General features: G+C 69.6%; 18 protein-coding genes. 7 read left to right on the top strand and 11 right to left on the bottom strand.

What is annotated here, in order from left to right:
* Window positions 1–37 precede the first annotated feature (37 nt).
* From AAID08_RS23840 to AAID08_RS23850, 3 genes are all read right to left on the bottom strand, one after another.
* Entirely contained in the window at window positions 38–1,549 is a 1,512-nt protein-coding gene (locus AAID08_RS23840) for a tripartite tricarboxylate transporter permease (protein WP_054415478.1), read from the bottom strand.
* Window positions 1,550–1,565: 16 nt separating this feature from the next.
* On the bottom strand, window positions 1,566–1,955 hold the full coding sequence (locus AAID08_RS23845; protein WP_231133048.1) for a tripartite tricarboxylate transporter TctB family protein: 390 nt from the start codon (window positions 1,953–1,955) through the stop codon (window positions 1,566–1,568).
* A 582-nt stretch (window positions 1,956–2,537) separates the two neighbouring features.
* Window positions 2,538–4,382 carry a methyl-accepting chemotaxis protein gene (locus AAID08_RS23850; protein WP_064527727.1) on the bottom strand — a complete coding sequence of 615 codons (1,845 nt, stop codon included), beginning with the start codon at window positions 4,380–4,382 and terminating at the stop codon, window positions 2,538–2,540.
* Between the two features lie 205 nt (window positions 4,383–4,587).
* Between AAID08_RS23850 and AAID08_RS23855 the strand changes: the two genes are divergently transcribed.
* The 4 genes from AAID08_RS23855 to AAID08_RS23870 all read left to right on the top strand — a co-directional run bounded on the left by AAID08_RS23855 (window position 4,588) and on the right by AAID08_RS23870 (window position 7,036).
* A complete protein-coding gene (locus AAID08_RS23855) occupies window positions 4,588–5,643 on the top strand; it encodes a sensor domain-containing diguanylate cyclase (protein ID WP_081273626.1) in 1,056 nt (351 codons plus the stop codon).
* A 77-nt stretch (window positions 5,644–5,720) separates the two neighbouring features.
* On the top strand, window positions 5,721–6,035 hold the full coding sequence (locus tag AAID08_RS23860) for a helix-turn-helix transcriptional regulator (protein ID WP_054500829.1): 315 nt from the start codon (window positions 5,721–5,723) through the stop codon (window positions 6,033–6,035).
* Window positions 6,032–6,391, top strand: coding sequence for an SRPBCC domain-containing protein (locus AAID08_RS23865; RefSeq protein WP_144655434.1), 360 nt, complete (start codon window positions 6,032–6,034; stop codon window positions 6,389–6,391). The genes AAID08_RS23860 and AAID08_RS23865 overlap by 4 nt, the downstream gene beginning before the upstream one ends.
* Before the next feature lie 39 nt (window positions 6,392–6,430).
* Window positions 6,431–7,036 (top strand): ATP-dependent Clp protease proteolytic subunit, encoded by a 606-nt coding sequence (locus AAID08_RS23870; protein WP_054500827.1) that lies wholly within the window; start codon window positions 6,431–6,433, stop codon window positions 7,034–7,036.
* A 57-nt stretch (window positions 7,037–7,093) separates the two neighbouring features.
* Here the strand turns inward: AAID08_RS23870 and AAID08_RS23875 are convergent, their stop codons facing one another.
* Together AAID08_RS23875 and AAID08_RS23880 are read right to left on the bottom strand one after the other, a co-directional pair.
* Entirely contained in the window at window positions 7,094–8,350 is a 1,257-nt protein-coding gene (locus AAID08_RS23875; protein WP_395756966.1) for an MFS transporter, read from the bottom strand.
* A 119-nt stretch (window positions 8,351–8,469) separates the two neighbouring features.
* Window positions 8,470–9,423: an AraC family transcriptional regulator gene (locus AAID08_RS23880; RefSeq protein ID WP_054500825.1), complete on the bottom strand. Its 954-nt coding sequence runs from the start codon at window positions 9,421–9,423 to the stop codon at window positions 8,470–8,472.
* A 93-nt stretch (window positions 9,424–9,516) separates the two neighbouring features.
* Here AAID08_RS23880 and AAID08_RS23885 point away from each other — a divergent pair, with 93 nt between their 5' ends.
* Window positions 9,517–10,719 (top strand): MFS transporter, encoded by a 1,203-nt coding sequence (locus tag AAID08_RS23885; RefSeq protein WP_054500824.1) that lies wholly within the window; start codon window positions 9,517–9,519, stop codon window positions 10,717–10,719.
* A gap of 43 nt (window positions 10,720–10,762) precedes the next feature.
* Here AAID08_RS23885 and AAID08_RS23890 read toward each other — a convergent pair whose 3' ends face one another.
* Together AAID08_RS23890 and AAID08_RS23895 are read right to left on the bottom strand one after the other, a co-directional pair.
* Complete coding sequence (locus AAID08_RS23890; protein ID WP_054500823.1) at window positions 10,763–11,776, bottom strand: tripartite tricarboxylate transporter substrate binding protein; 1,014 nt, start codon at window positions 11,774–11,776, stop codon at window positions 10,763–10,765.
* Window positions 11,777–11,913: 137 nt separating this feature from the next.
* Complete coding sequence (locus AAID08_RS23895; protein WP_054500822.1) at window positions 11,914–12,849, bottom strand: 4-hydroxy-tetrahydrodipicolinate synthase; 936 nt, start codon at window positions 12,847–12,849, stop codon at window positions 11,914–11,916.
* 235 nt (window positions 12,850–13,084) lie between these two features.
* On the opposite strand from AAID08_RS23895, the gene AAID08_RS23900 reads away from it, so the two are divergent.
* On the top strand, window positions 13,085–15,403 hold the full coding sequence (locus AAID08_RS23900) for a molybdopterin-dependent oxidoreductase (protein WP_064527719.1): 2,319 nt from the start codon (window positions 13,085–13,087) through the stop codon (window positions 15,401–15,403).
* 83 nt (window positions 15,404–15,486) lie between these two features.
* On the opposite strand, the gene AAID08_RS23905 is transcribed toward AAID08_RS23900, so the two are convergent.
* Genes AAID08_RS23905 through AAID08_RS23920 form a run of 4 tightly spaced genes read right to left on the bottom strand, consistent with a single transcriptional unit; the run spans window position 15,487 to window position 18,380 of the window.
* Window positions 15,487–16,338 (bottom strand): alpha/beta fold hydrolase, encoded by an 852-nt coding sequence (locus tag AAID08_RS23905; RefSeq protein ID WP_372414273.1) that lies wholly within the window; start codon window positions 16,336–16,338, stop codon window positions 15,487–15,489.
* Window positions 16,335–16,784, bottom strand: coding sequence for an acetyltransferase (locus AAID08_RS23910; protein WP_054500819.1), 450 nt, complete (start codon window positions 16,782–16,784; stop codon window positions 16,335–16,337). Before AAID08_RS23910 ends, AAID08_RS23905 begins: the two co-directional genes overlap by 4 nt.
* Window positions 16,785–16,821: 37 nt before the next feature.
* Window positions 16,822–17,697, bottom strand: coding sequence for an NAD(P)-dependent oxidoreductase (locus tag AAID08_RS23915; RefSeq protein ID WP_395756967.1), 876 nt, complete (start codon window positions 17,695–17,697; stop codon window positions 16,822–16,824).
* A 23-nt stretch (window positions 17,698–17,720) separates the two neighbouring features.
* A complete protein-coding gene (locus AAID08_RS23920; RefSeq protein ID WP_064527745.1) occupies window positions 17,721–18,380 on the bottom strand; it encodes a metalloregulator ArsR/SmtB family transcription factor in 660 nt (219 codons plus the stop codon).
* Window positions 18,381–18,477: 97 nt separating this feature from the next.
* Between AAID08_RS23920 and AAID08_RS23925 the strand changes: the two genes are divergently transcribed.
* Window positions 18,478–19,899 carry an MFS transporter gene (locus tag AAID08_RS23925; RefSeq protein ID WP_395756968.1) on the top strand — a complete coding sequence of 474 codons (1,422 nt, stop codon included), beginning with the start codon at window positions 18,478–18,480 and terminating at the stop codon, window positions 19,897–19,899.
* The last annotated feature ends 67 nt before the right edge of the window (window positions 19,900–19,966 follow it).

The raw sequence follows: 19,966 nt of genomic DNA on the forward strand, positions 1-19,966 counted from the left end.
GAGAAGCAACGCCGCGCAGGCCCGCAACCCCGCCACCTCAGGGCTCGGCCGGCGCCTGCTCCAGCGCGGGCGCCTTGCGCGCCTTGCGCAGGAACGACACCAGTTGCCACACCACGGCCGCGCCGATCAGCGCCAGCAGCGTGCCGCTGATCGGCCGCGTCAGGAAGATGCTGAACTCGCCGCGGCTGAGCAGCATGGCGCGGCGGAAGTTCTCTTCCAGCATCGGGCCGAGGATGAAGCCCAGCATCAGCGGCGCGGCTTCCATGCCCAGGCGCAGGAACAGGTAGCCGATCAGGCCGAAGATCGCCGTGATGTAGATGTCGTCCAGGTTGTTGTTGATGCTGAACGTGCCGATGCAGCAGAAGAACAGGATCGCCGGGAACAGCACCGTGTACGGAATCTTGAACACCGACAGCCAGTAGCGCACCAGCGGCACGTTCAGGATCAGCAGGAAGCAGTTGCCCACCCACATGCTGGCCACCAGGCCCCAGAACAGGTCGGGGTGGGTGCCGATCATGTTGGGGCCGGGCTGGATGCCCTTGACGATGAACGCGGCCAGCATCAGCGCCATGACGGCGTTCTCGGGGATGCCGATGGCCATCAGCGGGATGAAGCTGGTGCGCGCGGCCGCTTCGTCGGCCGCCGCCTGGCCCGCGACGCCCTCGATGGCGCCGCTGCCGATCTCGTGGCGGTACTTGCTGAAGCGCTTGTCGGCCGCGTAGGCGGCGAACTGCGCGATGGTCGGGCCGCCGCCGGGCAGGATGCCCAGCACCGAACCGACCACGCTGCCGCGCAGCGCGCTGGGCAGGATGCGCTTGAACTCGGGCCACGTCGGGATCAGCTTGATCTTGCCGTTGAACGGCGTCAGCGTGTTGCGGTTGTCCAGGTTCTTGACGATCTCGGCGATGCCGAAGCAGCCCAGCGCGATGCTGATCAGGCCCACGCCGTCCTGCAGGAAGGCCAGGTCCATGGTGTAGCGCGCCACGCCGCTGTTGACGTCGGTGCCGATCACGCCCAGCAGGATGCCGATCATGGCCATCGCCAGGCCATTGAGCAGGCTGCCGCTGCTGACGAAGCTGACGCAGAAAAAGCCCAGCAGCATCAGCGCGCAATAGTCGGCCGGGCCAAACAGCAGACCGACTTCGCCCAGCGCCGGCGCCATCGTCGACAGCACCACGATCGCCACGGTGCCGCCGATGAAGCTCGACACGCCCGCGGTGAACAAGGCCAGGCCGGTCTTGCCCTTCAGGTTCATCTGATACCCGTCGATGCAGGCGACGATACTGCTCGCATGCGGGATCTTCATGGTGATGGCGCTGACGCTGTCGCCGTACTGCGCGCCGTAGTAGATGCCGGCCAGCATGATCAGCGCGCCGCCGGTGGGAATGGAATAGGTCAGCGGCAGCAGCAGGCTGATGGTCGAGAGCGGGCCCAGGCCAGGCAGCAGGCCGACCAGCGTGCCGACCACGCAGCCGATGGCGCAATACATCAGGTTCTGCAGCGTCAGCGCGTGCTCGAACCCGAACGCAAGGTTGTTGAACATCTCCATCATGGCGTCTCTCCCCTCAGAACAGCGGCAGGTTCAGGCCGAGCAGGTTGCGGAAGGCGAACGCCACCGCAATCAGGCCCAGCGAGATCTTGACGTTGCGCACCAGCGAATACGAGGTGCCCGCCAAGGTCGAGCAGAACACCAGGAAGACGATGCCGACGATCATGTTGATCAGGCCGGACACCACCGCGAAGCCGCACAGGCTCAGCATGATGATGGCGATGTTCTTGATGCTGTAGCTCAGCGGCACGGGCGGCACGAAGCGCGAACGCACCACCGAGATCACCCCGATCACGCCCAGCAGCGAGCTGACCATGAGCGGGAACAGGCCAGGCCCCGACCGGCTGAACGAACCCAGTTGATACTTCAACGCCGCCAGCCCGAACAGCAGGGCGAAGGCGATCATGAAGAGCCCCGCGACAAAGTTTCTATTGCCAAAGTACATAAGACGCGCCCTCCCAGGCATTGCGTTTTTTTCGCTTGTTATTGCCACCCGGCTTCTCGAACCGGTCTGGTTACCCGCCTGTCTTCCCGCTGAAAATTTCGGTGCTGCGGACGAGTTCGGCAGATAGTAGAGAGCGACACTTCCAATCTGCTTTCGCTTTTTGCGCCGGAACGCGTGAATGCGTTATCGCTTTCCCGTAGGTCCAGCGACATGAAGCTGACTGGTTCCTGAATTGATGTCAAAATGAAGACGGCCCGCGGCCTCACCCCCTATTTCGAGAGACGAAAGCCGCGTGCGCGGCCGGCTCCGGCAAGGCGGATCGAGTCAGCGAAAAGATCAGGAAAGCCGTCCGCGAACGGGACGAAGAATGGTCGGCGCAATGCATCCATGTCCGCCACGGCGAGCGCCGTATCCACCCCCATGGCAGGCGCCACCCGCGCCGCATTGCGCGACGTCGGCGCGGCCCGTCACCCCTCGGGATGACGGACCGCCATGCGCCCGGACGCACGGCGCGTCACGCGCCGCCACGCCGCTCGAGCCGGATCAGGCCGGCAGGGCCGCCATGCGCGGCGCGGCGCCGTGCGCATCACCGCGCAGCTTGAACAGGGCCACGGTGCCGGCCAGCGCGCCGGCCTGGTCGCTCAGCATTGCCGAAGCCGCCGCCGACTGCTCCACCAGCGCCGCGTTCTGTTGCGTGGCCTGGTCCATCTCCGACACGCTGCGGTCGATCTGGCTGATGCCCACGCTCTGCTCGGCCATGGCGCCGTGGATCTCGCTGACAAGACGCTGAACGCGCGACACGCCTTCAACGATCTCCTGCATGGTCGAGCCGGCCGCCTGGACCCGTTCGGTGCCGCTGCGCACGTTCTGCACCGACGCCTGGATGAGCGCGCGGATCTCCTGCGCCGAGGCCGCGCTGCGTTGCGCCAACGTGCGCACCTCGCCGGCCACCACGGCGAAGCCGCGGCCCTGCTCGCCCGCGCGCGCCGCCTCGACCGCCGCGTTCAGCGCCAGGATGTTGGTCTGGAAAGCGATGCCGTCGATGACACTGATGATCTCGGTGATGCGCTCGGACGACTGCGCGATCGCGCCCATGGTGCTGACCGCGTCGGTCACCACCTGGCCGCCGCGCTCGGCCGCCTGGCTGGCTTCGGTTGCCAGGCGCGTGGCGTGCTCGGCGGCCTCTTCGGTCTGGCGCACGCTGGAGGTCAGCTCGGTCAGCGCCGACGAGGTCTCCTGCAACGAGCCGGCGGACACTTCGGTGCGTTGCGACAGGTCGCGGTTGCCCATCTCGATCTCGCGCGTGGCCGAGGTCATCGAGTGCACGCCGTTGCGCACGTCCAGCATGACATGGCTGATCTTGTCGACGAAGGCGTTGAACGAGGAAGAGATCTGCGCCACTTCGTCGTGCCCGACAACCGCCAGCCGATGCGTCATGTCGCCGTCGCCCGAGCCGATGGTGTCCATGGCGTCGCGCACCGCCGACAGGCGCTTGAAGGCGCGCGAAGTCACCACGCTCGCGAGCAGCGCCGCGACCAGCGTCAGCACCACCATCGAGATCAGCGTGGCATTGAAGACCTGCGACAGGCCGGCGGTGGCCTCGGCCTCGTCCAGCGCGATCACCAGGAACCAGTCGGTGCCGGCGATGGGACGCGCCTTGAGCAGCTTGGGCACGCCGCCCAGGCGCAGCGCCAGCGGCGTCGCGCCCTCTTGCGCCATGCTCGCCAGCACGGCCGGCGTCAGGCCGGCGGCCACGTCGGTGGACGGCTTGAGCGCCAGCTTGTCATCGACGTGCGAAATCACCTGGCCGTCGGTGGCCAGCACGAACGCGGTGCTGGAGGGCGTGGGCCGGATTGCCTTGATGACGTCCTTGATGCCGTCCAGCGCCACCGCGCCGCTGATGGCGCCGGTGGTCTCGCCGGCGCGCACGATCGGCGCGGTGAAGGCCACGTAGGGCTTGCCGGTGCCGGAATCGCCATACGGCTTGGTCACGGTCAGCTTGCCGGCGGCCACCGCGCTCTTGTACCAGGGGCGCGCGGTGGGGTCGTAGTCGGGCGGCGTCTGCGCGGTCGAGAAGTAACTCTTGTCGGACCAGCCTATGCTGGTGATGGGAAAGCCGTTGGTGGCGCCCATGAGCTTGGTCAGGCCGCGCGGATCGCCCTTTTCCACCACCGCGGCGGTGGCCGATACCGCCAGGGCCTTGTCGGCCGACCAGCGTTCGATGGCGCTGGCGTTGCCGGCGGCGATGGCGTCCAGGTCCGCGGAGATGGTCGCCATCATGTTGTCGCGCACAATGTGATAGATCGCAATGCCCGAGAGCACCAGCGCGCCGATGACGGTGAAACAGGTGATCAACAGGATCCTGTTGCGCAACGAGGTGATTTTCATGCTTGTCTTCTTACTGCAACTGCCCATGCCGGGGGGCACGGGTATCCAGGTACGCGACGACGCAAGCGTCCGCGCCATCCTGGCTTACGGCAGTGCAACATAGGACTTTAGGGAAACAGCGCGGGCATAATGTCGACAAGGCCGCTCCCTGGGCCGAGGACCCGGGGCCGGCGTCGATGCGTCAGTGTTTTTCTGGGAGCTTTCTTTGGACCCGATACTCGCCGAACTGTCGGCGTCTCTACAGGCGGCCAAGTCGGTCGAACAGTTGACGCGCCCCCTTCTGGATATGCTCGGAGCCGTCACCGGCCTGGAATCCACCTATCTCACCTCGATCGATCCGGACCAGGACCAGCAGCACGTGCGCTACGCGCGCAACGTCGGCGCGCTGCAGATTCCGGAAGGTCTGTCGGTGCCCTGGTCGGACACGCTGTGCAAGCGCGCGCTGGAAGAAGGCCGCATGTCCACCAGCGACGTCGGCGCCTGCTGGCCCGACTCCGACGCGGCGCGCCAGCTTGGCATCCAGACCTACGTCAGCACCCCGATCCGCACCGACGACGGCCTGCTGCTGGGCACCCTGTGCGGCGCCAGCGCCCGCCGCCGGGACATCGCGCCGCAGGCCGAGGAAATCATGCGCCTGTTCTCCAGCGTGATCGCCAACTTCCTGGAACGCGAACAACTGGTGGCCGAGCTGCGCACCGCCAACACCAAGCTGATGGCCTACGCGCTGACCGATCCCCTGACCGGCCTGCCCAACCGGCGCGCGCTGTACGAGGAACTGGAGCGCCTGCGCGGCCGCGCGCTGCGCGAAGGCGGCAGCGTGCTGGTGGGCGTGGTGGACCTGGACGGCTTCAAGGGCATCAACGACACCTACGGCCACCAGTCGGGCGACGCCTTCCTGCAGGAGGTCTCGCGGCGCCTGGCGATGGCGCTGCGCGCCTCCGACATGGTCGGGCGATTGGGCGGCGACGAATTCGTGCTGGTCGGCCCGGGCCCCGCGCTGGCGCGCGGCGACGCGGCGCCGGGCCACGAGGCCGAGCGCGGCGACGCCGAGGAAGCCGCCCGCTCGCTGGAAGATCGGGCCGCCGCCGCCACCGTCGGCCGCTACCCGTTCGGCGACATCACCCTGACCTACGAAGGCGCCAGCGTCGGCGTGGTGGCGCTCGATCCGCGCGGCCTGGCGGCCGAGGAAGCCGTGCGCCTGGCCGATGCCCGCATGTACGAGATCAAGCGCGCCCGCAAGGCGGCCCGCACCCTCCACTGAGACGCGGGCCGCGGCGATCCTGGCCGCCGTGCTCCCCGGGGCTTGCACAACACATAAGCAACTGCTAATGTGTTGCCATGATCGAAAACGACATCTTCAAGGCCCTGGCCGACCCGACCCGCCGCGCGCTGTTCGACAAGCTCGCGGCGGGCGCCATGAACGCCAGCGCGCTGCGCGAGGGCCTGGACATCAGCCAGCCCGCGGTCTCGCAGCACCTCGCGGTGCTGCGCCAGGCGCGGCTGGTGCGCGAGGAACGCCAGGGACGTTTCGTCAACTACCAGGTCGACCCGGACGGGCTGGCGCTGATCGCCGGCTGGCTGTCGAAGTACCGCGCCTGGTGGCCGGCGCGGGTCGACGCCCTGAAAACGCTGCTCAAGGACATGGACCAATGACCCACACGGCCTCCGCCCCGCAGGACACGGCAATCGTGCTCGACTATGAGCTGGACGCGCCGCCCGAGAAGGTCTGGCGCGCCCTCAGCATTCCCGCCTTGCGCGAGCAGTGGCTGCCGGCCAGCGCGCTGGCCGATCCTGAGCCGCTGGCCGCGACACCCGGCGTCGAAGTCCGCTACCGCATGCGCGACACGCTGCCGCCCTGCCTGGAAAGCGTGGTCACGTTCCAGCTCAGCCCCACCGCCGACGGCGGCACCCGCCTGACCATCGTCCACGCCCCCGACGATGCGCGGCTGGCGCGGCCCGCGCCGCAGGCGGCCAACGATGCCTGGCCGGCCCTCAAGCTCGCCGCCTGACGCCGCTTTTTCCCTTTGATGCAAGACAGGAGTTCGCGCATGAGCGAAACGATGCAGCTCGTCCCGATGGTGGTGGAACAGTCCGGCCGCGGGGAACGTTCGTTCGATATCTATTCGCGCCTGCTGCGCGAACGCATCATCTTCCTGAGCGGCGAAGTCAATGACGCCGTGTCGGCCCTGGTGTGCGCGCAGTTGCTGTTCCTGGAAGCCGAAAACCCCGGCAAGCCGATCCACCTGTACATCAATTCGCCCGGCGGCGTCATCACCAGCGGGCTGGCCATGTACGACACCATGCAGTTCATCAAGTCGCCGGTTCACACCCTTTGCATGGGCACCGCGCGCTCGATGGGGTCGTTCCTGCTGATGGCCGGCGAGCCCGGTCATCGCGCCGCGCTGGCCAACGCCAGTCTGCACGTGCACCAGCCGCTGGGCGGCTTCCAGGGCCAGGCCTCGGACATGCTGATCCACGCCGAGGAAATGCAGCGCACCAAGCAGCGCATCATCCGCCTGTATGCCGAGCACTGCGGGCGCGACTACGACGACGTCGAGCGCAGCCTGGACCGCGACCGCTACATGAGCGCCGAGGAAGCCGTGCAATGGGGCTTGATCGACCACGTCATGGATCCGCGCTCGGCCGGGTTCTGACGCGGCCGAGCGCGTTGCGTCCCGTCATGCCATCGACGCACGCAAGCCGCGCGACGGCTACGCCTCGGCCAGCGCGCGCTGATGACGCGCGCGCAACACGCCATTGGCCACGGCGCCCGCCGCCAGCAGCACCGCGGTGCCCAGGAAGACGGCGGGCATGCCGAAATGCCCGCCGATGAAACCGCCCAGCAACGGGCCCGCCACCTGGCCCGCGTACTGGGCCGAAATCGACATGCCCAGCACATTGCCGCCAACGCCGTCGGGCACGTTGTGACGGATCACGCTGGTGACGCACGGCAGCAGCCCGCCCAGCGCCAGGCCCATCAGGAAACGCAGCGCCACCAGTTGCCACCCGGCGGTGACGAAAGCCTGCGGAATCAGCAGCAGCGCGGCCACGGCCAGCGCGCCGACGATCACCGTCCAGTGGCCCACGCGATCGGCCAGCCGGCCCAGTCGCGAGGCCGACAGGATCGCCCCCAGCGCCGCCGCCGACATGACCACCCCGGACACCAGCGTGACGCGGGCCGGATCCTCCACCAACTGGCCCACGTATACCGTGATGATGGGTTCGATCGACATGGTGGCGAACATCAGCAGCATGCCGGTCGCCAGCATCGCGGCCACCGGCCGCTTGTCGGGGATCTGCGCCCAGCCGCCGCGGCGCTGGCCGCCCTGCCCGGCCGCCTTGGGCGGGCGCGGCATTTCCTTGATGAGGAAGACGGTGGCCAGGAACGCCAGGAAGATGACGCTGCCCGCCAGCAGGAACGTGGCGCGGATGCCGATCAGCGGCGGCAGCGCGCCGCCAATCAACGGCCCCACGAGGTTGCCCGCCATGATGCCGGCCGACAGTACGCCCAGCGCCCAACCCGAGCGCGCCTTGGGCGCCTGCATTGCCACCAGGATGGTCGAACCCGACGCGTAGCCGCCGGCCAGGCCCACCAGCAGCCGCAGCAGCACCAGTTGCCACGCGTTCTGCACCATGCCGGTCAGCGACATGCAGACCGCCATGCCGAACGAGGCGCGCACCAGCATCAGCTTGCGTCCGTAGCGGTCGCCCAGCCGGCCCCACAATGGCGCGACCAATGCCGCGGCGAAGAAGGTGGCGCCGTAGGCCACGCCCGACCACTGCACGATGGCGGCATGGCCCTGCACGCCCAGCTCTTCCACGTACAGCGGCAGGAACGGCAGCAGCAGCGTCATCGCCACGATGGTGCTGAACGAGCCGGCGAAACAGACGGCCAGGTTGCGGCGCCAGTGGATGTTCTCGGCCGGCGCGGCGGCGCCGACGCGATCCGGGGTCGTGGGGGAAGTCATGGGGGCAAGCCTTGCGCTGTCGGGCGGGAAGTCGTGGAACCGGGATTGTTGCCAGCCTCGCCCCCCGCAGCAAGGCCAGCCGCGATACCGGTATTGCCGCTACCCCCCAAGGCGCGCGGCTACTGCGCGGCGCCGCGCAGCCAGGCCTTGGGGGTGGCCCCGCGGTGCGCCTTGAAGGCCTTGATGAAATGGCTGAGGCTGGAAAAGCCGATGCTGTAGGCGGTTTCGGTGACCGAGCAGCCGCGCCGCAACAGGCCGGCGGCCGCCTCCATCCGCGCTTGCAGCAGGCAGCCATGCACCGATTGTCCGTAGAGCGACATGAAGCCGGCCTGCAGCCGCTTTTCGCTCAGGCCCACGGCTTGCGCCAGTTGCCGAACGCCGCGGCAATCGGCGTATTCGTGCTGGATGCGGCGATGGGCCTCGGCCAGCCGCTTGCGGTCGGCCGGCGGCGGCAAGTCGGCCACGGCGCGGCCGGCCAGGTGCGCCAGGGTCAGGGCCAGGGCCTCCTGGGCCTTGCCTTGCAGATATAGGGCGGCGATCTCGCCACGGTCCTGGTTCCAGGCCAGGATCTCGCCGGCCACGCGCGCCAGTCCCGGCCACAGCGGCAGCGTCGCCAACTGCGCGTCACGCGCCGGCACGCTGCCGTCGGCCGCGAACGCGGCGGGCGGCACCTGTCGCAAGGTGCGCCGCCACAGGGCGCGCACGGTGTCGCTGAAAAAACGGATGTCGACGGCGCGGATATTGTGGCGGCCCTTGAATTCGTCCCATCCGGGCACCGGCTCGGCCGTGCCGTGCAGGATGACGCTGCCCGGCTGGATGCGCAGGGCCGCGCCGCCCTCGAAGCCCACCCCGAACTGGCCTTCCAGCACGATCGCCACGCCGACGCTGGATTCGGCCGCGCCGCTGGCGGCCCAGTCGGACTCGGGCCGGCCGTCGAGGCAGCCGATCGAGATGCCGCCCGGCAGCTCGTGCTGGGTGCGGATCCTGAGCCAATCCGGCGGCAGCAGGCGCAGCAGGTCCTGCGCGGTAAGGGGCGCGCGGCGGTCCGGGGCAGGACGGGGCTGAGAGGCCATTTTGTTCCAATTCCGCAATTTCCGGCGCGGATTCGCTAGCGCGGCCGCCGCCTGGCCTGGATGATAACAATTTTCATCCGCATCAAGCCTCCCATGCCGCCTTTGCCAGACACCGCCCGCCGCCCGAACGAGGCCGCCGCCCTGTTCGTCTTCAACACCTTGTGCCTGACCGCAATCATGGCCTTCATGCCCGTGATCGGCCCGGTGGTGCGCGGCCTGCGGCTGGCCGAATGGCATGGCGGCCTGGTGGTCACCGTGGCCGGCGTGCTGTGGATGCTGATGGCGCGCTATTGGGGCGGCCGCAGCGACCGCATCGGCCGCCGCCGCGTGCTGCTGCGCGCCGCCGCCGGCTATATCGTCAGCTACCTGCTGCTGGCCGTGGGCCTGGACCTGATGCTGCGCGAGCCGCCGCCGGTGTGGCTGGCGCTGCTGGCCCTGATGGCGCTGCGCGCGCTGATCGGCGCCTTCTACGCCGCCATGCCCACCGTCAGCGCGGCTCGCATCGCCGACATCACCGCGCCGGACCAACGCGGCGCCATGATGGCCAGACTGGGCGCGGCCAACGGCCTGGGCATGGTGCTGGGGCCGGCCATCGGCGGCCTGCTGGTCAAGGACAGCCTGACCCTGCCGCTCTACATCGCCGCCGCGCTGCCGCTGCTGGGCACGCTGTGGCTGGCCGCGAAGCTGCCGTCCGATGCCGCGCACGAACCGCGCGCCACGCCGCCGCTGAAACTGAGCGACAGGCGCTTGCGCCTGCCGCTGGCCGCGATGTTGCTGGCCATGAGCGCGGTCATCACCGCGCAGATGATCGTCGGCTTCTACGCCATGGACGCGCTGCGCCAGGCGCCCGGCCCGGCCGCGCGGACGGCGGGCTGGGCCATGACCACCGTCGGCGTCATGCTGATCCTGGTGCAGGTGGGGCTGGCCAAGGCGCGCCGGATGAACGCGGCGCGCTGCCTGGCGGGCGGCGCGCTGCTGTCGGGCATCGGCTTTCTGCTGGTGCCGGTGCTGGGCGGCACCGCGGGGCTGGTGGCGTGCTACGCCGTCATGGCGGCCGGCATGGGCCTGGTGTTCCCCTCGATCCAGACCTTGGCGGCCAATGCCGTGACCGCCGACGAGCAAGGCATCGCCGCCGGCTCGGTGGTCGCGGTGCAGGGCATGGCGATGGTGGTGGCGCCGCTGGTATGCACGCTGCTGTATGGCGTGCGCCCCTGGATGCCTTATGTGGTGGCCGCCAGCCTGTTGCTGCTGGTGGCGCTGGCCGCGACGCTCAAGCCGCGCGTGGCCGCGCCCTGACGCCACGGCCCCCGCGGCGCGGGGGCCGGATCAGTGGTTCGCGTCATTCGGTGATGCGGATGTTGGCCTGGTCGATGATGACTTGGTAGCGCTTCATCTCGGCGTCGATGAACTTGGCAAAGGCCGCCGAATTCTTCACCGACGGTTCGAACCCCAGGCCATTGAGCTGCTCGACGATCCTGGGATTGGCCATCACCTTGGCCGAAGCCGCCTCCAGCTTGCGCAGCACCGGCTCGGGCAGCTTGGCCGGGCCCCACACGCCATACCAGGAATAGAACTCGAAGTTCTTCTGGCCCTGCTCCTTCATGGTCGCCAGATCGGGCAGCAGCGGACTGCGCGCGGCGCCGGTCACGGCCAGCGCCTTGAGCTTGCCGGCGCGCACCATCGGCAGCGACGACAGCATCGGATCGATCAGGCCCTGCACCTGGCCGCCGACCAGATCGGACAGCGCCGGACCGCCGCCGCGATAGAGCACGATGGGAATCTGGTCCAGGCCGTTGTCATGCAGGAACGAGGCCGCGGCCAGGTGCCCGGCCGAGCCGAAGCCGGAAGTGGCGAAGGAGTACTTCTGCGGTTCGGCCTTGAGCAGCTTGACCAGGTCGCCCACGTTCTCGGCCGGCACCTTGGGATAGACGCTGAAGATCAGCGCGCCCTGCGCCAGTTCGCTGATCGGCGTGAAATCCTTGACCGAGTCGAACTTGATGGTCTTCTTGTACAGCAGCGGATTGATGGCGTGGATGGACGCGTTCAGGTACAGCGTGTAGCCGTCCGGCGCGGCCCGCGCGACGTAGGCCGCGCCGATCATGCCCGACGCGCCGGCGCGGTTTTCCACCACGATCGACTGGCCCAGCTCCTTGCCCAGTTGCTCGGCATACAGGCGGGCCACGCCGTCGACCGAGCCGCCCGGCGGATGCGGCACCACCAGCGTGATCGGGCGTTGCGGATAGCCGGCGGCATCGGCGGCCAGCGCGCTGGCGCCGCAGGTGACGCCCACGACCGTCAAGGCGGTGGCGAGCAGCCGGGTGAACGGCGCGGGACGGGACGGCGAACGGAACATGATGGGTCTCTCTTGGCGATGGCGCGTCCATTCCGGACGCGCAGGGGCCGACCACGCCACCGGCCGCGACGCTCGCGGCCGCCATGTCGTGGATCGTCAAAATGCATCCGGCGGCTATTGCCGCCGGAACAGGGGAATCAGGCCGCCTTGAGCTGGGCGGAGCTGAAGCCGTACTTGGCGTCCAGCCCCAGCTCGCGCACGATGCGCAGGCCCTTGGCCAGCGCGTCGCCCTCCAGGCCGCGCAGCGGCCGGCGCAGGTCGCCGACCGGCAGGCCCACCGCCTTCATCAGCGACTTGATGGCGACCGGGTTGATGGCTGAATACGAGTAGTGCAGCATCGGCAGCAGGCCCAGGTAGCCTTCGCGGAAGCTGACCGACACGTCCGGCGTGTCCCACGGACGCGAGATGTCGGCCATCTCCGCGGGCGCGATGTTGCCGGTCATGTTGGCGGTGCCGTGGCCGCCCAGGCTCATGGTGGGCACGACCAGGCCCAGGTTGGGCGAGTCGCAGCACATCACCGACACGTCGGGACGGCCGCGCAGCACCTGCGCCACCTGGCCGACGCGGGTGGTCGATTCCTTGTGCACCACGTAGTTGGGGTGCTTGAAGATGCGCAGCAGTTGGTCCCAATGCAGGTCGCTCTTGACCCGCGGCGGGTTGTTGTAGATGCCCAGGGGCAGGTCGGTGGCGTCGGCCACTTCGAGGAAATAGGCCTCGGTGTCGGCCTCGGATGCGCAGATGTAGGCGGGCGCGGCCAGGATCGCGCCGTCGGCGCCGTTGGCGTGCGCGAACTTCAGGTAGTCGATGGTGGAGTCGGTGTTGTTGCCGGTGCAGCCGTAGAACAGCTTCATCTTGCCGGTCTTCATCTTGGCCGTCTCGACGATCACCTGGCGCCGCTCTTCGGGCGACAGCATCGAGACCTCTCCCGTGGAGCCCATGATCAGCACGGCGGCGGTGCCGTTGTCTTCCTGGAACTTCAACAGAGTGCGGAAGGCGCTGAAATCGACGCTGCCGTCGCGATTGAACGGCGTGACGATGGCGACGAAGGACCCCTGGATTTTCATTTTGCTCATGACCTGCTCCACATGCGGAAGGACTGCCCAATCAAAAAAGGCCAGGTTGGCGCGCGGTCGTTGGCGCCTGCACCTGACCATTCCCCTTGTTGCTTTCGCAGTATAGGAAGAGCGGCCCCGAAAATTTTTCTATTTTCCACACTTTTGCAGGGCCTGAAAGACAAAGAATTTCTAAGGCAATGCCGTTAAGTTATGAAGATTTCCATAACAATACGCTTTTCACGGCGCCCCCCGCATGTCCGAAGCGATCTTTCGTTATCCGTCCCTGTCCCACTGGGGCGCGTACACCGCGCTGGTGCGCGAAGGCCGTGTCGTGGGCTGTGAGCCGTTCGCGCATGACCAGGCCCCGTCCCCGCTTATCCACACGATGCCCGATATGGTGCATTCGCCGCTGCGCATCGCCCGCCCCGCCGTGCGCGCCAGTTGGCTCAGGCATCGCGGCGCGCCCGAGCTGCGTGGCGTCGACGGCTATGTGGAGGTCGATTGGGACACCGCGCTGGCGCTGGTGCACGACGAATTGCAACGGGTGCGCGCGCAGCATGGCCCGACCGCCATCTTCGGCGGCTCGTATGGCTGGTCCTCCGCCGGACGGCTGCACCACGCCCGCACGCTGACGCACCGCTTCCTGTACGCCGGCGGCGGCTGCGTCGACCAGTCGGGCAACTACAGTTGGGGCGCGGCGCAATTCCTGCTGCCGCACATCATCGGCACCTACGCGCCCGTGACCGGCCGCATCACCGACTGGAACAGCGTGGTCGGGCACACCCGGCTGCTGATCGCGTTCGGCGGCATCCCGCTGCGCAACACCCAGATCGCCTCGGGCGGCGCGGGCGACCACAGCGCCCCCGGCTGGCTGGCGCGGGCGCGCCAGGCCGGCATACGCACCGTGGTTGTCAGCCCCACGCGCGGCGACGCGCCGGCGGCGCTGGCGGCCGAATGGATCCCCATCCGTCCCAACACCGATGCCGCGATGATGCTGGGCATGGCCCACACCCTGCTGGCCGAGGGCCGCCACGACCGCGACTTCCTGGCCCGCTGCTGCAATGGCTTCGAGCAGTACGCCAACTACCTGCTGGGCCGCGCCGACGGCCAGCCCAAGGACGCTGCCTGGGCCGCGCGCATCTGCGGCGTGCCGGCCGATACCATCCGCGCGCTGGCGCGGGACGCGGCCGGCACCCGCACGCTGCTGTCGTGCTCGTGGTCGCTGCAGCGCGGCCATCGCGGCGAACAGCCGTACTGGGGCAGCGTGGCGCTGGCCGCCCTGCTGGGCCAGATCGGCCTGCCTGGCGGCGGTTTCGCCTTCGGCCATGGCTCGATGAACGGCGCCGGCAATCCGCGCCCCGACCTGCCCGCGCCGGAGATGCGCGCGGGCCGCAATCCTGCCGGCGTGTCGATCCCGGTGGCGCGCCTGACCGACATGCTGCTGCAGCCGGGCGAGCCGTACGAGTTCAACGGCAGGACCGGCATCTATCCGGACATCCGCCTGGTCTACTGGGCCGGCGGCAATCCGTTCCATCACCACCAGGACCTGAACCGGCTGATGCGGGCCTGGGCGCGGCCCGAGACCATCATCGTGCACGAGCCATGGTGGACGCCGACCGCGCGCCGCGCCGACATCGTGCTGCCGGCCACCACCACGCTGGAACGCAACGACATCGGTGGCTCGTCGCGCGACCGTTACCTGCTGGCGATGCGGCAGGCGCTGGCGCCGGTGGGCCACAGCCGCAACGACTTCGACATCTACCGCGAACTGGCCGCGCGCGGCGGCTTCGAGCACGCCTTCACCGAAGGCCGCGACGAAATGACCTGGATCCGCCACATCTACGAACAGATGCGGCCGGCCTGGGAAGCGGCGCAACTGACGCTGCCGGCCTTCGACGAATTCTGGGAACGCGGCCACGTCGCGCTGCCGCCGCCGGCGCGCGACTTCGTGCTGTTCGAGCAGTTCCGTGCAGACCCCGCCGCGCATCCGCTCAAGACCCGTTCCGGTCGGCTCGAACTGCACAGCGCGGCCATCGCCGAATTCGGCTACGACGACTGTCCGCCGCATCCGGCCTGGCTGCCGCCGGTGGAATGGCTGGGCGCCGAGCGCGCCGCGCGCTGGCCGCTGCACCTGGTCACCTGCCAGCCCGCCGACCGGCTGCACTCGCAGCTCGACCCGGCGCCGGCCACCCGCGCCAACAAGGTCGCCGGGCGCGAGGCGGTGCTGCTGCATCCCGACGATGCCGCCGAACGCGGCATCGCGCAGGGCGATGTGGTGCGCCTTTTCAATGATCGCGGCGCCTGCCTCGGCGGCGCGCAACTCAGCGCCGACCTGCTGCGCGGCGTGGTGGTGATGCCCACGGGCGCCTGGTTCGATCCACAGGACGATGCGCTGGAGCGTCATGGCAATCCCAACGTGCTGACGGTGGACGTGGGCACGTCGCGGCTGGCGCAGGGCCCGAGCGCGCTGTCGGTGCTGGTGCAGGTGGAACGCTGGCACGGCGAGGCGCCGGCGGTGCGGGCCTTCGAGCCGCCGCCGCTGCGGGCCGAGACGCCGGGCGCGCCACGCTGACGGCGCGGTCGCCCCCGGTGCGGCGACCGCGCCTGGCGCCCGATTGCCGGCCTGTGCGAGGCTACTTATCGTGTGAACAGGCCCTAGGCCGCCCGCAGGAACGCCAGCACCGCGTCGTCCTGTCCCCGGATGAAATGCCGCTCACGCGGCAGCAGCGTCACCTGCGCGCGCGGCGCCAGGCGGCGCAGGCGTTCGCAGGTATCTTGCGAATCGAGCATCACGTCGCGCCCGCCCACCGCCACGTACAGCGGCTGCGCCAACTGACGCAGCGCCTCATCGTCAAAGACGGGAATGGCGCCGAAGCGCGAGCGGAAACCGCGATTGATAGCGTGCATCAACCCAAACTGAGCCCGATCAGCGGGCGCCGGATCGGCCGGCAGCGGCCCGATGATGCGGCGGCGCACCAGCGCGCGGCCCGCGGGTCCCAGCAGCAGCAATGGCAGGACCCACGGCAGGATGTGCTTCTGCCGGCCGATGCCGGACGGGCACAACAGCGCCAGCCGCTCGACCCGCGCCGGCCGCCGCACGGCGAAGTCCAGCGCCAGCCACGCGCCCAGCGAAATGCCGAAGCACGCCGCGCGCGCCACGCCCAGTCCATCGAGCACGGCCTCCAGCCAGGCCGCGTGCGCATCGCTCGCCAGCGGCAGCCGCGCCGGCGCGCTCGGGCCTGCCTCGCCGATCAGGTCGATCGCGTAAATGCGGAAATGCGGCGCCCAGGCCGCGGCCTGCCGCTGCCAACTGGCGGCCGTGCTCTGCGCGCCATGCAGCAGCACCAGGGGCGGTGCGTCCTCGCGGCCGCACACCAGCACATGGGTGTCGCCGGCCGGCGTCGGCACCGTCACTCGCCGCACATCGGCCGGCCAATGGGCCAGCGCCGCGGCATAGGCCTGGCGCACGGCCTCGGCGTGGCGCCCGGACTTGAAGACCGGGCTCATGCCGGCGCGTCGCCGCGATGACGCAGATGGATCAGCGGATACGCCCGTCCCTGGCCATCGCGCTCGGAACGCCCGGTGCGCTCGAAGCCCAGCCGTTCATAGAAGCCGATCGCCTGCGCGTTCTGCTCGTTGACGTCGGTGCTCAGGCCGGGATGGCGCCGCAGCGCGTCCTCGACCAGCGCGCGCCCGACGCCCTTGCCGCGCGCGGCGGGATCGACGAACAGCGCTTCCATGTGGCCGCCGTCGAGCAGCATGAACGCCAGCGCGCGGTCGTTCGCATCCACGGCCAGATCGAGCGTGGCGGCGGGCAGGAAGCCCACCACCTCGGCCTCGATGTCATGGCGGTCCTGCGGCGAGAGGAAATCGTGGGTGGCATCGACGGCGCGGCGCCAGATGTCGACGACGCGTTCGCCGTCGGCGGGGGTGGAGGTTCTCAGGGTGATCATGGTGCTACGGAAAAAAAAGAAGAAAGGCTGGCGGCCGTCAGCCGGCGTCGGTGCGCCGCTCGATGGCGCGGATCACCGCCACCATGTCGGACGCGCCCAGGCCCTGGGCCTCGGTCTCGCCGTACAGCGCATGGCTGGCGTCCAGCAGCGGCGAAGCGATGCCGGCGCCGCGCGCGGCCTCGGCCACCAGGCGGCTGTTCTTGAGCACGTCGGTGATCGCCGCCTGCACGGAAAAGTCCTGCGTCACCAGCTTGCCAAGCTTGACGCGCGACACGTCGCTGGCCATCGGTCCGGCGTTCAGCACCTCGGCGAACAGGGCCAGGTCGATGCCGTGACGCTCGGCGAAATGCACCGACTCGGTCAGGCCCGTGACCATGGTGATCAGGAACAGGTTGACCGACAGCTTCATGACCAGCGCGGACGGCACCGCGCCACAGACGAAACTGTCGCGGCACAGCGGCCGCACCAGTTCGCGCACGGCGGCGACGTCGTCGTCATGGCCGGCCAGCATCACCACCAGTTGCCCGGCTTCGGCCGGCTTGCGCGAGCCCGACACCGGCGCCTCGACGTAGCGCCCGCCGGCCGCCTCGATGTCCGCGCCCAGTTGGCGCGAATAGTCGGCCGAGGTGGTGCCCATGTTGACGATCACGTGGTCGCGCACGCGCGTCTCGAAGTCGTCCGTGCCGCGCGCCAGCACCGTGTCGATGGCCGCGTCGTTGGCCAGCATCAGGATGACGGTGCGGCATTGCGCGTAGACCTGGCCGGCCTCGTCGGCCACGCGCGCGCCCGCGGCGCGCAGCGCGTCATAGCCGCCGGGGGAACGGCTCCAGACCACCAGCGGCGCGCCGGCGCGGGCCAGGTTGAGCGCCATCGGCGTGCCCATGACGCCCAGGCCGATGAATCCGATATCCATGTGTGTCTCCTGCTTGGTTGTGATCAGTGGCGCCGCGCCTCGACCCGCAGGCCGGCGGCCTTCCAGGCGGGGAAGCCGTCGCCCAGCCGCTGCGCCTGGAAGCCGCGGGCGCGCAGCAGCGCCACGGCGCGCATCGACAGCACGCAGTAGCGGCCGCCGCAATAGGCCACGATGTTCTGGTCGCGCGGCAGCTGCGCCAGGTGCGGCTCCAGCTCCTCGGTCGGGATGTTGACCGCGCCTGGAATATGGCCGGCGGCGTAGTCCTCGCGCGAGCGCACGTCCAGCAGTAGCGCGCCTTCGTCGAGCTTGGCGACCAGTTGTTCGATCGAGACCGCTTCGAGCTGCTCGGGGCGGCTGACGCTGTCGGCGGCCACGCGCCGCATTTCCTGGCGCTGGTGCGACAGGTAGTCCTGCAGCGCCGACAGCACTTCCGACACCGGTCCGGCGCCGCCGCGGTACAGCACGTGCTTGCCGTCGCGGCGCGACTGGATGAAGCCGGCGCGCTTGAGCTGCTGCAGGTGCTGCGAGGCATTGGTGATCGACAGCCCCGCCCCCAGGGCCAGCTGCTCGACCGTGCTTTCGCGCTGCAGTACGGCCTGCAATAGAGCCAGGCGATGCGGATGGCCTAGCGTCTTGGCGGCATCGGCCAGGTCATCGAGGGAATCGGCGGCGGCATCGGTCATTGGCGGGGACGGCGGCAGGGTCTTCATTGACGCGACCTTATCATCTTCCTATCATTCCATCATTTGTTGGATTGATAATTTACAAAGAGAAGACCCCATGTCATCGAGCCCCCCGCCGTCCGGCGCCGCCACCGCCTCCTGGGCCGACCTGCTGCGCGGCAGGAACGGGCTGCGCTCCATTGCGCTGGCCGGCGGCGTCGCGCTGCACGCCATCAACATCTACATCGTCACCACCATCCTGCCCACCATCATCCGCGAGATCGGCGGGCTGGCCTATTACGCCTGGAACACCACGCTGTTCGTGGCCGCCTCGATCGTCGGCTCGGCGCTGTCGGCCAAGCTCATCGACCGCCTCGGCCCGCGCCTGGCGTACCTGCTGGCGCTGGCGGTGTTCTCGGCCGGCGCGATCGGCTGCGCGCTGGCGCCGTCGATGCCGGCCCTGCTGCTGGGCCGCACCGTGCAGGGTCTGGGCGGCGGCGTGCTGTTCGCGCTGAGCTATGCCTTGATCCGCGTGGTGTTCGACGCGCGGCTGTGGCCGCGGGCGATGGCGCTGGTGTCCGGCATGTGGGGCGTGGCGACCCTGGGCGGCCCGGCCATCGGCGGCGTGTTCGCGCAGAGCGGCCACTGGCGGCCGGCGTTCTGGGTGCTGGTGCCGGTGGCCTTGTTGCTGGCGCTGATCGTGGCCAGCCAGTTCCGCGGCAGGGCCGCGGGCGAGGCGACGTCGGGGCCGGTGCCCTGGCTGACCATCATGCTGCTGGTGCTGTCGGTGCTGGCGATCTCGGCCGCCGGCCTGTCGCAGCGCCTGGCCTGGAACGCCGCCGGCATCGTCGCGGGCATCGCCATCGCCGCCGCCATCGCGCGCATCGACACCCGCGCCCGCGCCAAGCTGCTGCCGACCGGCGCCTATACGCTCGGCACGCAGCTGGGCCTGCTGTACGCCGTCATGAGCCTGCTGGTGGCGGCCCTGACCACCGAGATCTTCGTGCCCTACTTCCTGCAGGTGGCGCACGCGATGACGCCGCTGGCCGCGGGCTACATGACCGCGCTGATGGCGGGCGGCTGGACGCTGGCCTCGATTTACAGCGCCGGCCGCGAGCCGGCCCGGGCCTGGCGCCTGATCCGGGCCAGCCCCATCGTGGTGCTGGCCGCGCTGGCGGCGCTGGCGGCCACCATGCCGGTCATCGCCTGGCAGCCGGCGGCGCTGGGCACGGTGCTGCACGGCATCGCGCTGACGGCGGTGGGCTTCGGCATCGGCCTGGGCTGGCCGCACCTGCTGACGCGGGTGTTCTCGGCCGCCGCGCCGGGCGAGGAAACGCTGGCGTCGTCGTCGATCACCACGGTGCAGTTGTACGCCACCGCCCTGACCGCGGCGCTGGCCGGCGTGGTCGCCAATGCCGGCGGCCTGACCCAGCCAGGCGGCATCGACGGCGCCAGGAACGCGGCGCTGGCGCTGTTCGGCGTGTTCGCCATCGCGCCGGCCGCGGCCATCGTGCTGACCGGCCGCCTGCGGCGTGCGTGAGGCCGGGCGCGGCCGGCCGCCGACGAGGGCGTGCGTGATGCCAGGAGCGACGGTCCGCCGAGGACGC

It is taken from the genome of Achromobacter sp. EB05 (assembly GCF_044232075.1).
GTDB classification, from domain to species: Bacteria; Pseudomonadota; Gammaproteobacteria; order Burkholderiales; family Burkholderiaceae_B; genus Achromobacter; species Achromobacter dolens.